At 71.0% G+C, this 13,027-nt stretch carries 9 protein-coding genes; all 9 read right to left on the reverse strand.

The features are described from left to right. Nucleotides 1–27: 27 nt before the first annotated feature. Nucleotides 28–2,376 carry an AbfB domain-containing protein gene (locus EV374_RS26120; RefSeq protein ID WP_132239807.1) on the reverse strand — a complete coding sequence of 783 codons (2,349 nt, stop codon included), beginning with the start codon at nt 2,374–2,376 and terminating at the stop codon, nt 28–30. Nucleotides 2,377–2,508: 132 nt separating this feature from the next. Then, nucleotides 2,509–5,940, reverse strand: a complete 3,432-nt coding sequence (locus EV374_RS26125) for a discoidin domain-containing protein (RefSeq protein ID WP_486485970.1) — start codon at nt 5,938–5,940, stop codon at nt 2,509–2,511. 315 nt (nt 5,941–6,255) lie between these two features. Further along, entirely contained in the window at nt 6,256–7,311 is a 1,056-nt protein-coding gene (locus EV374_RS26130) for an alcohol dehydrogenase catalytic domain-containing protein (RefSeq protein WP_165947915.1), read from the reverse strand. Continuing rightward, nucleotides 7,298–8,011: a GntR family transcriptional regulator gene (locus tag EV374_RS26135; protein WP_132239810.1), complete on the reverse strand. Its 714-nt coding sequence runs from the start codon at nt 8,009–8,011 to the stop codon at nt 7,298–7,300. Before EV374_RS26135 ends, EV374_RS26130 begins: the two co-directional genes overlap by 14 nt. Nucleotides 8,012–8,019: 8 nt before the next feature. Beyond that, on the reverse strand, nt 8,020–8,931 hold the full coding sequence (locus EV374_RS26140; protein ID WP_165947913.1) for a 2-deoxy-5-keto-D-gluconate 6-phosphate aldolase domain-containing protein: 912 nt from the start codon (nt 8,929–8,931) through the stop codon (nt 8,020–8,022). Further along, entirely contained in the window at nt 8,928–9,929 is a 1,002-nt protein-coding gene (locus tag EV374_RS26145; protein ID WP_165947916.1) for an alcohol dehydrogenase catalytic domain-containing protein, read from the reverse strand. Before EV374_RS26145 ends, EV374_RS26140 begins: the two co-directional genes overlap by 4 nt. Next, a complete protein-coding gene (locus tag EV374_RS26150; protein ID WP_132239812.1) occupies nt 9,926–10,747 on the reverse strand; it encodes a carbohydrate ABC transporter permease in 822 nt (273 codons plus the stop codon). Before EV374_RS26150 ends, EV374_RS26145 begins: the two co-directional genes overlap by 4 nt. Continuing rightward, entirely contained in the window at nt 10,744–11,607 is an 864-nt protein-coding gene (locus EV374_RS26155; RefSeq protein ID WP_165947917.1) for a carbohydrate ABC transporter permease, read from the reverse strand. Before EV374_RS26155 ends, EV374_RS26150 begins: the two co-directional genes overlap by 4 nt. 97 nt (nt 11,608–11,704) lie before the next feature. Next, nucleotides 11,705–13,000, reverse strand: coding sequence for an ABC transporter substrate-binding protein (locus EV374_RS26160; protein ID WP_132239814.1), 1,296 nt, complete (start codon nt 12,998–13,000; stop codon nt 11,705–11,707). Nucleotides 13,001–13,027 lie beyond the last annotated feature (27 nt).

A 13,027-nucleotide genomic window follows, 5' to 3' on the forward strand; every position in this document is an offset into this window, starting at 1 on the left:
CCTGGGCGCCGGCTCGCCGTCCGGTCCTCACGGCGCCCAGGGCGCGGCGACGTTCCAGGTGCTGTCCGCGCTCCAGAGGGTGGGCGTGTCGTACGCCGCGCCGCCGGCGCCGTTGCTGAGCCACACCTCCGAGTTGAAGTGGCGCAGGAACGAGCCCCGGAAGTTGTACGACTCCAGGGAGACCCCGCCGCCGGTCAGCCCCGTGCGGGCGCACCAGGTGGCGTCGGCGCGCATCAGCGCCGAGCCGTCGTTCGGCGAGTTGCGGACCCGGGACGCGGCGTGCCGGAGGTACTGCCCCGGGAAGTTGACCGACTCGAAGGAGTAGCAGGTGGCGTCGGCCAGCCCCGCCCGGATCGTGTAGGTGGCGTCGTTCTTGAGCAACGCCGTGCTGCCCGGGTCGACGACCTCGGTGTAGGCGAGGCTGTCCTGGTGCCGCAGGTACCGCTGCGTGTGTCCGGGCGTGGTCACCTGCAACGACCGTCGCGTGTTCAGCGGCAGTGCGACCGGTTGGTTGCCGCCGAGCGACCTGGACGCGTCGATGAGCGCCTGGTTGGCCGCCCGGACCCGGGACTCGACCATCTTGACGATCCGACGGTCGTAGGTGAGGAAGCCGTTCAGCTCGCCTTCGACGTCGGTGATCTCGGTGTAGACCGAGGCGCTGAGGCCCTTGCCGAGCATCAGGTTCCGGGTGCCCTGCACCAGCCCGACGTACCGGTCGGTGAGGGCGGTGGAGTTCGGCTGCCACTCGTAGGCGAAGAAGCTGCCGTTGGGGCTGTACTCGTGCCCCGGCGTCCGCAGGCCCAGGCCGCCGAACTCACCGAGTACGGCGACCCGGGAGGCCGACGGGCTCGGCGAGGCGGGGCCGAGGTACATGTGCCAGTCGTCGATGTCCCCGTTACCCGGGTCGCCGAGGGACTGGCAGCAGTTGTGGCCGCTGTGCACGTTCACCAGCCGGGTCGGGTCCTGGTTCTTCACGTTCTGGCCGACCCGCCGGGTGTCGGCGAGCGCGCGTTCGCCCCACCCCTCGTTGTAGACGGTGTAGGCGACCACCGAGGGGGAGCTGCGGTGTTCGTCGACGATCTCCCTCGCCTCGGCCTCGAACTGTGCCTGCTGGGCGTTGTCGGCGTTGATGTCCTGCGCGGTCATCGAGGGGACGTCCTGCCACACCAGCAGGCCGAGGCGGTCGGCGTGGTAGAACCACCGCTGCGGTTCGACCTTGATGTGCTTGCGGACCATGTTGAACCCGAGGTCCTTGTGTTTCTGCAGGTCGAAGGCGAGTGCCGCGTCGGTGGGGGCGGTGTGGAGCCCGTCCGGCCAGTACCCCTGGTCGAGAGTGCCGGCCTGGAACACGAACTGGCCGTTGAGCTTCGGGCGCAGCACCCCGCCGACCATCCCGGTGGTGATCTCCCGCATGCCGAAGTAGTGCGTCGTCCGGTCCGCCTGGGCGCCGCCCGGGTCGCGCAGCGTCACCCGTAGGCCGTAGAGGAACGGATCGTCGGGGGACCACCGGCGGGCGTTCGGCACCGGCACGCTGAAGTCGGTGAAGCCACCGGTGGCCGAGCCGACCAGCGTGCTCCCGTTCAGCGCCTCGGCCAGCACGCTGTGACCGGTGACGTTGCCCCGGGTGGACACCCGCACCCGTAGCGTGTTGGTGGACAGGTTCGGATAGACGTCGACGGTGCTGATCGACGCGGTCGGCACCGGTTCCAACCAGACGGTCTGCCAGATGCCGGAGCTGGGGGTGTAGAAGATCCCACCCGGGGTCCTGGTCTGCTTGCCGATCGGGGGCAGGCTGCCGTTCTGCCGGCTGTCCGTGGGATCCCACACCTTGACCACGATCTCGTTCGTGCCGCCGTTGAGGTGTGGCGTGACGTCGAACGTGAAGGCGTCGTAGCCCCCGGTGTGCCCGCCGACCTGGGCGCCGTTGACCCACACGGTGCTCTGCCAGTCGACCGCTCCGAAGTGCAGCAGGGTCCGGCGGCCGGACCAGTCGGTCGGCACGGTGAAGGTGCGTCGGTAGAACAGGTAGTGGCGGTTGTCGTTCGCGGCGCGCCGCACGCCGGACAGGGCGCTCTCCACCGGGAAGGGCACGTTCACCCGCTCGGGGAGGTTCGTGCCGAACTGCGGGGCGTCGTCGGTGGCGGACTGGCGCAGTTGCCACTCGCCGTTGAGGTTGAGCCAGTCGGGCCGGGTCATCTGCGGCCGGGGGTACTCCGGCAGGGGCGTGCCCGTGAGGGCCTGGCTGGTCCACGGCGTGGTCAGCGGGGGCGTCTTCGCGGGCGCCGCCCGGGCCGGGGACACCGGCGTGAGCAGGGCGGCCAGCAGGGTGAGGGCGGCAGCCAGCGGCAGGGTGCGGATGCGGGCGCGACGTGTCATGCCGTCTCCGATGTGGACGGGTCGCGCGGGCGCGGGGACGGGCCCGTGCGACGGACGGGGATTCTTCAGGCCTGCGCGGGACGGGGTCCGGGGCAGGGCGACCCGCGCGGTCGCCCTGCCCCGGGCGTACGGTCAGCTGGTCGGCTCGACCCAGATGTTGCGGTAGTGGACGTTGAGGCCCGGGTCGCCGTGGTCCTGCAGCCGGATCGGCCCCACCGAGGGTCCCTCCGGGGCGCCGTTGCCCGTGGGCCCGTTGATCACCGCGTTGTCGTGGACGGTGACGCCGTTCCACACGACCGTGACCCGGGCGTTCTCCGTCTTGACCCCGGCGCTGTCGAAGCGGGCCGCCCGGAAGGTGACGTCGTAGGTCTGCCACGTCTCCGGTGCGCTGGCCGCGTTGACCGACGGCGCGATCTTTCCGTAGATGGCGCCGCCCTCGTCGTTGGCCGGGGTGGTGTCGCCGAAGGAGTCCAGGACCTGGAGCTCGTAGCGGTCCTGGAGGTAGATGCCGCTGTTGGCGCGGGCCTGGCCGGTGACGTCCGGCGGAAGGTTGGGCAGCCAGAACTCGACGTGCAGCCGGAAGTCACCGAAGGCGCGCCGGCTGCGGATGTCGCCGCCGAGGACCTCCACCCCGCCCTTGGCCAGCGGCCACGTGGCCGGGGTGCCGTTGACGCTCTCGAAGTTGTCGAGGTGGGACCCGTCGAGGAGCGTGACACGGCCGGTGTCGCCCGCGGGGCCGTGGGCCTCGAACTCGTAGATCCGGGCCGCGTTGTCCGTGGTGTTGGTGGCCTTGGTGATGTTCAGTCGGACGTATCTGGCCTGGGTGGGGGAGATGTCGTGGGTGGTGGTGTTGGCGGTGTTGGCGGTGACGTTCGTCGTGGTCGTCCACGAGGTGCCGTTGGTGCTGGTCTGGATGGTGAAGTCGCGGGTGTTCCAGGCGGTGTTCTCGCCGCCGGCACCGGCGTGGCGTACGACGAAGCGGTTCACGCTGCGGGTGGTGCCCAGGTCGACCTGGAGCCACTTGGTGGTGCCGGTCGAACACCACTTGTCACTGTTCCCACCGGACACGCTGCCGTTCACGGCCCTGGCCGGGCCCTCGGTGGCCGAGCAGGAACTGTCGGCCGTCGCCGCCCTGCCCAGCGCGAGGTTCCCGGTCGCGGCGGTCTGCCCGCCGTAGGCCTCGAACTCGTAGATCCGGGCCGCGTTGTCCGTGGTGCTGGTGGCCTTGGTGACGTTGAGCCGGACGTATCTGGCCTGGGTGGGCGAGATGTCGTGGGTGGTGGTGTTGGCCGTGTTGGCGGTGACGGTTGTCGCGGTCGTCCAGGTGGTGCTGTTGGTGCTGGTCTGGATGGTGAAGTCGCGGGTGTTCCAGGCGGTGTTCTCGCCGCCGGCGCCCGCGTGGCGTACGACGAAGCGGTTCAGGCTCTGGGTGGCGCCCAGGTCGACCTGGAGCCACTTGTTCGTGCCCGTCGAACACCACTTGTCGAGGTTGCCGCTGGTGGTCGTCCCGTTGACGGCCCTGGCCGGGCCCTCGGTGGGCGAGCACGAGCTGTCGGCGGTCGCCGCCCTGCCGAGCGCGAGGTTGACGGGCGGCTGCTGACCGGGGATGGCGTTGAGCGTGTACCACACCTCGGTGCTCCAGAGCGACTGCCCGTTGCTGGCCGAGAACGGCCGGGGTGAGCGGACGTGCACGACCCGGCCGGGCTTGAGGCCGTTGATCGCCAACGTGACGGTCTTCCCGTCGGCCGACAGGGTGGCCGAGGAGACCGACAGGGTCTCCTCGTCGATCTTCGGCCCGCCGTACGCGGCCGTCGCCACGTAGCGCCACTGCTTGACCCGGTACTTGCTGGCCAGCGCGGTGGCGGTCGTCGCCGACAGGGGCTGGGTGTACTCGATCTGGAAGCCGTTGGGGGTGGCCCGCATCGCGAGCATGTCGAAGTTGTTGCCCCCGTTGGGGCTGATCTTCTGCAGGCCGTAGCTGAGCTTGCCCTCCTGCCCCCAGTTGCCGCCGCCGTGCAGGCCGCCGGTGTAGATGGCGCCGTCGGGCCCGACGGACACCTCGGACACCCCCGCCTCCAGGCCCTGGGTCATCCGGAACAGCGCGCCCTGGTACTCGCCGTTGACCTTCTCCAGGTACGCGCGCTGGAGCCCGCCGTAGGTCACGTCGCCGATGAGCATCTGCCCCGCGAACGGGCCCTGGTTGAGCATGACGGGGGTGCTCGGCGAGTTGCCGATCTCGTTCTGCGGCAGCCAGAGGACCGGCGGGGTGACCGGGTTGTTGTCGAACGGGCCGGCCGGGTTCATGTAGTGGTTGAAGAAGCGGCCCTGCTTGACGTGCACGAGCTTCGACGACGGCAGCCAGCCGCCCTGGTTGTCGGTGACGAAGATGCCGCCCTCGGGACCCCAGCCGATGCCGTGCGGGGTGCGCAGGCCGCCGGCCACGTAGTCGATCGCGCCGGTGCTCCGGTTCACCCTGATGGTGGTGCCCCGGTTCGGGGCCGGCTGCGGGTCGGTCGTGGCGCCGCCGTAGTTGATGGAGACCGAGAGGTTCAGGTAGAAGTAGCCGTCCCGGTAGAGCAGGCCGAACCCGAACTCGTGGAAGTTGCTGCCGAACGGCCAGGTGGCCACCGTGCGGTACTGGTCGGTCACCCCGTCGCCGTTGGTGTCGTTGAGCTCGGTGAGCTTCGCCTTCTCCGAGACGTAGATCTTCCCGTCGACGATCTTGAGCCCCATCGGCTCCTGGAGCCCCGTCGCCACCCGCTGCCGGGTCACCTGGCCGGGGCTGGTGCTGCCGGTGACGTTGCCGAGGATCCACACCTCGCCCACGGTGGTCAGGGAACCGCCCCAGGTGGCCACGGCCAGCCGGCCGTCGGGGAACCAGTCGAACCCGGTGACCTGCGGCTGGAAGCCGCTCGGGCGCAGGTTGGTCAGGGTGTAGTTCGGGTGCACCGACGTCAGCGGCAGCCCGTCGCCGGGGGAGTCGCCGCTGGCCTCGCACTCCTTGCGGCCGGGCGCGGTCACCCGGACGACGCCGGCGTCGGTGCTCAGCGCCGAGGTGGGGACGGTCACGAACGTGCTGGAGCCCGGCGTCCGCCACTGCAACGTGAGCTGCTGGCCGCCCGTACGCTCGAAGTGCTCGATGCGCAGGGAGTGGTATCCGGTGGTCAGGTCGACGGCGCCGTCCTTCGGTTCCGGGCCGTGCGCGCCGTCGTGGTCGACGATCAGCGTGTCGTCGATCAGCAGGCGGGAGCCGTCGTCGCTGATGAGCCGGAAGGTGTAGCTGCCGGCCTGGGTGATGTTGACGTTGCCGAGGACGTGGACCAGGAAGTGGTCCTCGATGCCGAAGTCGGCCGCGCTCGTCCAGTCGACCGTCGGCATGAGCTTGTCGACGTTCGGTGTCTGGCCGGCCTTCAGGGTGCAGAGGTTGTTGAGCGGCACCTGCAGGTCGAAGACGCGCAGGGTGACACCGGGCTCCTGCGGCGGCGGAGCCGCACCCGCGCTCGGCGGGGACAGCCACAGGCCGGCGAGGGCGACGACAGCGGTGAAGGCGCTTGCGAGGGGCACGCGTGCTCGTCGGGACGATCCGAGCATTCTTCTCCTCCAGGGGAGCGGGACAACGACGTACGTCGTCGCGCGGCGCTCGGGCTCAGCGGCGGGCCCGGACATCGAACGGACATCGTTGTCATGTCCTGATGGTTGGCCTGGCACGCCGCTGCCTGGTGAGGGCAACACTATGATTCTTAAATCTAAATGTCTAGATGTTTGTGCGAGATCGTCTGAACTTTCGTCCGGACGGTCAAAAGTCGGCACCGCCGTGCGGCGTCACCGGGGGCCGGCCCCGGTGACGCCGCACGGATGGACCCGCCCGCTTCCGCCTGGTCACCGGCGGGCGGCGTCGACGCCCTGCGGGGCGACGAAGACCTTGTCGGCCTGGCCGACGGCCTGGGCGTCGAGCGCCTGCGAGACCTTCTCCAGCGGGAAGAACGCCGGCCGCAGCCGGTCCAGACCGAGCGTCGGCAGCATGCCCACAGCCCGGTGATGGGTGTACGGGTTGATGACCGCCCCCACGATGGTCAGCTCACGCGCGAAGACCTCGTTGGGGCGTACCCGGGCCTCCTCGTCCGGCCGGGCGACACCGAAGACCAGGATCCGGCCGCCGCGGCTGGCCATGCCGATCGCGGACTCCAGCAGGCGCGCCGAGCCGACGGCGTCGACCACGTACGGGAAGCCCAGGCCGTCGGTCATGTCCCGGGCCGCCGCCTCGCTGGCCGGGTCGGTCGGATCGAGGGCGGCGTCGGCTCCCATCCGCAGCGCGAGGTCGCGGCGGTCCGGGCGGGGATCCATGACGACGACCGGGGCGAGCCCTCGGGAGCGGGCCAGCGCCACCATCATCGCGCCCGCCGGGCCGGCGCCGTAGACGAGCACGGGCAGGCCGGAGCGGGGCGCGAGCTGGTCCATGCCGTGGATGCAGCACGCGAGCGGCTCGGTGAGGGCGCCGATCCACGGTGGGGTGTCCGGGGGCAGCCGGTAGGCGATCCGTGCCGGCACCACCATGCGTTCGGTCATCCCGCCGTCGAGGCGTACGCCGTAGCCGCGCTTGGCGTCGCAGAGGTGCTCCTGCCCCAGTCGGCAGTACGCGCAGGCGGTGCAGTAGTCGTGGGGCTCGACGGTCACGAGGTCGCCGGGCGCGAGCCGGTCGACCCGGGGGCCGACCTCCCGCACCCGTCCGCAGACCTCGTGGCCCAGCACGACCGGGCGGGCCGCCGGGAAGCTGCCGCCGACGATGTGGCCGTCCGTGCCGCAGACCCCGACGGCCAGGGGCTCGATGGCCACCTCGCCGGGGCCCGGGGCACGCGCGGGCAGCTGCTCGACGCGTACGTCGCCCGGACCGTGGCACCGGACGGCGGCGATCGTGCGAGCGTCAGTAAGCGGCACGAAGCAGCTCCTTGAGTCGGCGGATGTGCGCCCGGGCGGCCTCACCCGCGGCGTCGGGATCACCCGAGCAGAGCGCCTCGAAGATGGCCTGGTGGTCGGCGACGGCCTGGGCCATGCCGCCGGTGAGGCTGGTCGAGCGCATCGCGATCAGGACCCGACTCTGGACGCCGTCGAGCATCCGGGTCAGCACCGGGCTCTGCGCGGCCTGCCGGATCTCCCGGTGGAACGCGGCGTCGAGCTCGATGTGGCGGGCGAAGTCGCCGTCCGCCGCGACCTGCCGGTGCTCGGTGAGCAGGGCGAGCAGGCGGCGGCGCAGCGCCGGGCTGTAGCGCTGCGCCGCCAGCCGGGCCACCGCCCACTCCAGAGCCTCGCGGGCCTCGTAGAGGCTGACCAGCTCCTCGCCCTCGATGCGGGCGACGACCGCGCCGCGGTTGAGGGTCTCGCGCGCCAGCTCGTCCTGCACCAGGCGGATCACCGCGTCGCGTACGGGGCTGCGGCTCACCCGGAACTCCTCGGCCAACGCCGGGACGCTCAGCCGGGTGCCGGGCCGCAGCTCGCCGGAGATGATCCGGTCGCGCAGCGTCCGGTAGAGCAGCTCGCCGACCCGCTCACCGGTGTGCGGGTCCGCCTCCTGCGCGGGCGCGGTGGCGGGCACCGGCAGCGTCGCGGCGGGGGGCCGGGGCGGGGAAGGTGGCGTCACTGGTGTCCTCACTCGTGCGGCTCGGGCCCGACCGGCACCGCGGCGAGGAACGCGGCGGCGAATCCGCGATAGTTCGCGGCGACCGCCGCCACCGCCTGAGGGCGGGCCAGGTCCCCGGCGAGCAGCCCGCGCAGCGCGTCCCACCAGATGCTACGCCCGATAGCGAAGCCGGTGAATCCGGCGGCGGCGGCGTCGGCGAGCCACCCCTCGACCCGCGCCGCCGGCGCGTTGGCGCCGAGCAGGATGCACTCGCCGCCGGCCCCGGCCGCGATCCGGGCCGCGGTGCGGTAGTGCTCCTGCCGGTCGAGGTGCTCCAGCTTCCAGACGTCCACCGGCACCTCGTCGAGCAGCTCGGTCATCGCGCGGTGCACCAGCGCGGGACGCAGTTCCCGCTCGAACCGTCCCAGGTCGCCCCCGACGGCGTCGAGCTGCGCGGGCGTGGGCGGCACGAGCAGCTCGAACAGGAAACGGCCACCGGTGTCGCGGACCGTCGCGGACACCTCGGCCAGCCGGGCGCGCTGGACGCGGTTGCCGTCGACGTCGCCCTCGACGTTGTAGCGGACCAGGACCTTGGGCAGCTCGGGCCCGTGGTGCTCCAGGTGGGACCTGAGGTCGGCCGGCTCGGTCTCGTAGATCTCGCAACCGCCGCGTTCGAGCGGCATGCTCACAGTCACCCCGTTGGCGTGGGCCCGCTCGGCCACACCGGGGCCGAGCGTCGCGTCGACGAGGATGCCGGCGTGCGCGGCGAGCCTCGGCTCGTCCGCGAGCGCCGCGAGGAGCCCCTCCACCACCATGTGCTTGCCGTCGGCGATCGCCGCGCGTTGGCCGCGCGTGGCGGTGCCGGTGTGGCCGTAGAGCGCCTGGGTGAGCCAGGGACGCTGGTCGACCGCGAGGATGAGCAGGTGCTGCGGCTGGTTCATGAGGCGTCCTCCGACACGATGCAGGGTTTGAAGTAGTCGCCGGCGACGAAGCGGGCGAAGGCGTCCGGCAGTTCGGCGAGGGTCACCGGCACCGTCAGCCGGTCCCGCAGCGCGGCGCCGTGGCCGCGCAGCAGGTCCCAGTTCGCCTCGACCTCGCTGGTGGGGAAGTAGAAGGAACGCACCGTGTAGCAGTCGGTGCGCCGCCAGCGGGGCGTCGCGGGCATCGTGTAGGGCTCGTCGGACTCGCCGAGGGCGATCACCGCGCCGCCGGGCGCGACCACCCGCTGCGCGGTCTCCCGGGCCGCCGCGGCGCCGCTGACCTCGACCACGAGGTCGTACTGGTTCTCCGCCGCCAGGTCGCCGGCGGCCCGGGCGCCCAGGCCGACGGCCGTGGCGAGGCGACCCTCGTGCGGGTCGAAGGCGTCCACCTCGCCGACGCCGAAGGCGCCCGCCACGGCGACGACCCCGAGGCCCAACGGGCCGGCGCCGATGACCAGCGCCCGGTCGACGCCGTCGGGCTGGGTGCGCTGCCACAGGCGCAGGGCGTGCGCGGCGGTGCCCACGGTGTCCAGACCCAGCACCGCCGTGTCCAGCGGCACGTCGTCGGGCACCGGCAGCAGGCAGCGGGCCGGCACGTCGACGTGCTCGGCGAACCCGCCGTCGCGCTGCCAGCCGATCAGCTCCCGCAGGTGCAGGCACTGGTTGGTGCGGCCGGCGGCGCAGCGTCGGCACGTACCGCAGAAGACCGGGATGTAGACGATGCCGCGGGTCCCGACGGGCACGGTGACGTCCGCGCCGACGTCGACCACGGTGCCGGCGATCTCGTGCCCCGGCACCACGGGCGAGCCCGACCGCAGCAGCCGCTTGTCCGAGCCGCAGAGGGCGCAGACGTCGACGCGTACGCGTACCTGCCCGTCCGCGACCGGGCCGAGGGTTGCCCGCTCGAAGTCGATCCGTCCGTCGCCCAGGAAGCGGGCACGGACACTGGTGGTCGTCACTTGACGGCACCTCCGGTGATTCCACGCACCAGCCACCGCTGCGCGAAGATCGTCAGCAGGAGGGCCGGCGCTGAGATGAGCGTGCTCGCGGCCATCAGACCGCCGAAGTCGTTCGATCCCTGGCCGATGAAGTTGAAGGCGATGACCGTCAGCGGCAGCGTCTGGTCGTTGGCGAGCGCCAGGGCGAACAGGAAGTAGTTCCAGGAGAAGACGAAGCTGAGCGTGAGTGCCACCGAGACGCCGGGCATGGCGAGCGGCAGCACCACCATGCGGAACCGCTGCCAGGTGGAGGCGCCGTCGATGAGCGTCGACTCCTCGATGCTGATCGGGATCTCCTCGAAGAACGGGATCAGCAGCCAGATGCACAGCGGCAGCGTGACGATCAGGTGCGCCACGATGAGCAGGGCGTAGTTCAGCCCCGTGTTCGACGGGGCGTCGATGCGGATGGAGAGCACGAACAGCGGCAGCACGAACAGCACGCCGGGTGCCATCCGGGCGAGCAGCGTCACGAAGCCCAGCGTGTTCAGCTGCCGCCGGACGATCACGTACGCGGCCGGTGCGCCCAGCACCAGGCCGAGCAGGGTGGAGCCGCCGGCCACGATGAAGCTGTTGACGATGTAGCGGCCGAACTCGAACCGCTCGAACAGGTTGGTGAAGTTCTCCAGCGTCAGCGGCGAGGCCACGTCGAACAGGGAGCCGGTGATGTCGACGTTGCGCCGCAGCGACGACCAGAGCATGAACAGCACCGGGCCGAAGAAGACCACGGCGAACAGGACGTACGCGGTGTAGACGCCGACCAGCCGCTTGCCCGCGCTCATTTCGCGGCCCTCCTTCGGACCAGGGTGAAGACGGTGGCGATCAGCACGACGAGCACCAGCAGGGCGATCTGCAGGGCGGCGGCGTAGCTGGGCGCCTGGTTGATGAACGCCTCGTTGTAGCCGTACACGTTGAGGGTGTTCGTCGAGTCGACCGGCCCGCCCTGGGTCATGATGTAGATGGTGTCGAAGAAGCGGACCAGGTCGACGGTGCGCAGCAGCATCGCGACGATGAGCACCGGCCGCAGCAGGGGCAGACCGATGTTCCACGCGGTACGCCAGCCGCTCGCCCCGTCGATGGCCGCCGCCTCGAACGGCTCCTCCGGCAACGACCGGATGCCGGCGGAGATGATCAGTGCCATGAACGGCGTCCACTGCCAGATGTCCACGAGCGCGATGGACCAGGGCGCGATGGACGGGTCGCCGAGCCAGACCACGGGGTCGATCCCGACGACGGCCAGCAGTTCGTTGGCCGCCCCCAGCGACGGATCCATGATCAGCAGCCAGAGCAGGCCGACCGCCACCGACGCGGTGATCGCCGGGATGAGCATCATGCCCTGGAAGACGCGCCGACCCGGCACGTCCAGGCTCATCACGTAGCCCAGCGCGAGTCCCAGCACGGTCTCCACGGCGAGGCACACCACGAAGAGGAAGAGCGTGACCTTCAGGGAGTTGTAGAACGCCGGGCTGGCGAACATCTGGGCGTAGTTGTCGAACCCGAGGAAGCCCGTGTTCGTGCCGTCGGACTGCCGGTCGGTCACCGACAGCCAGACGGTGTACGCGATCGGCAGCAGGACCAGCAGGGCGGTGACCACGGCGGCCGGCACCACGAAGGGCCAGATCCCCCGGGCGGTCGGATGCACCGTCCTTCTCGGCCGGCGCCCCGCCCCCCGCCCCGCCGTGCTGGCGGGGCGGGGGCCGGTCGGGCGTTTCGTCGTCGTGTCGGTGCTCATGAGGCTCCTACTCGCTGTTCTTCGCCAGCAGCGGGGTGAGGCCGTCCTGGATCTGCTTGGCCGCTTCCTCGGCGCTCGCCCGGCCGAGGATCACGGTGCCCACCGCGTCGCCGATGACCTTGCGCATCTCGGGAGCCGCGACACCCACCGGCCCGACCTCGGTGTCACCGTCGGTCTGCGCCTTCGTCAGCGCCGCGTTCCACTGCTTGAGCGTCTCGGTGTTCAGCGTGGCGGTGTAGGCGGGGTCCTGGCTGACCGAGGTGCGCGGCGGGGCGATGCCGGACTTGGTGAGCTCCAGCTGCGTCTTCGCGCTGGTGGCCCACTGCACGAACTTCCACGCCGCGTCCTTGTTCTTCGAGAACGAGGAGACCGACAGGCCCCAGGACAGCACGGTGGTCTTGGAACCGGCGGCGCCGGCCGGGAAGTCGAGGACGCCGATCTTGTCCGCGATCTTGGAGGTCTTGGGGTCGATGATGCTGCTGACCTCGTTGCTCGACTCCAGCTCCATGGCGGCGTTGCCGGCGGCGAACAGGGCCGAGGACTGGGTGAAGGTGTTGTTCACGACGCCGGGCGGGCCGTACTCGCGGGCCAGGGTGGCGTAGCGGTCGATCGCCTCGATCGCCTTCGGGTCGTCGAAGTTGGGCGTGCCGTCGGGCTTGGTCCAGCTCACGCCCTGCGAGTGCAGGAACGGACCGAAGGTGAACGGCAGCGCCGCGGACTGCCCGCGCAACGCGATCGGGGTGACGCTGCCGCCGGACTTCTGCTTGATCGTCTCGGCGGCGGTGGTCAGCTCGTCGAGCGTCTTCGGCGGCGTGACGCCGTACTTGTCGAACAGGTCGGTGCGGTAGTACAACACCACGCCCTCGACGTTGATCGGCGCGGCGATCAGCTTGTCGTTCACGGTCATGCCGGCCCGTACGGCGGCCGGAAAGTCGTCGACGTCGTAGTCCGCCCCCGCCTTGCCGACGTGCTCGTCCAGCGGCTCGTAGTAGTTGGACTTGGCGAACTGGGGGCCCTCGCGGGAGGGCAGGGTCATGAACACGTCCATCGAGGCACTGCGCGACTGGAGGTTGAGCTGCACCTTGTCGCGCATCTGCTGCTCGGCGAACGTCTGGACCTTCACCGTGACGCCCGACTCCTTCTCGAAGTCGTCGATCAACGGCTCGATCGCCCGCTGCCAGGGGTGGTTCGACATGATCAGGTTGATCTCGTTGGCGGAGCCGGCGGAGTCCGAGCCGCAGCCGGCGGTGAGTCCGCCGACCAGGGCCAGGGCGAGCGCCGCGCTCAGGTACCTGTGCCGCATGTGCCTGCCTTTCGATGGAGGGGTCAC

The organism is Micromonospora sp. CNZ303 (genome assembly GCF_004345505.1).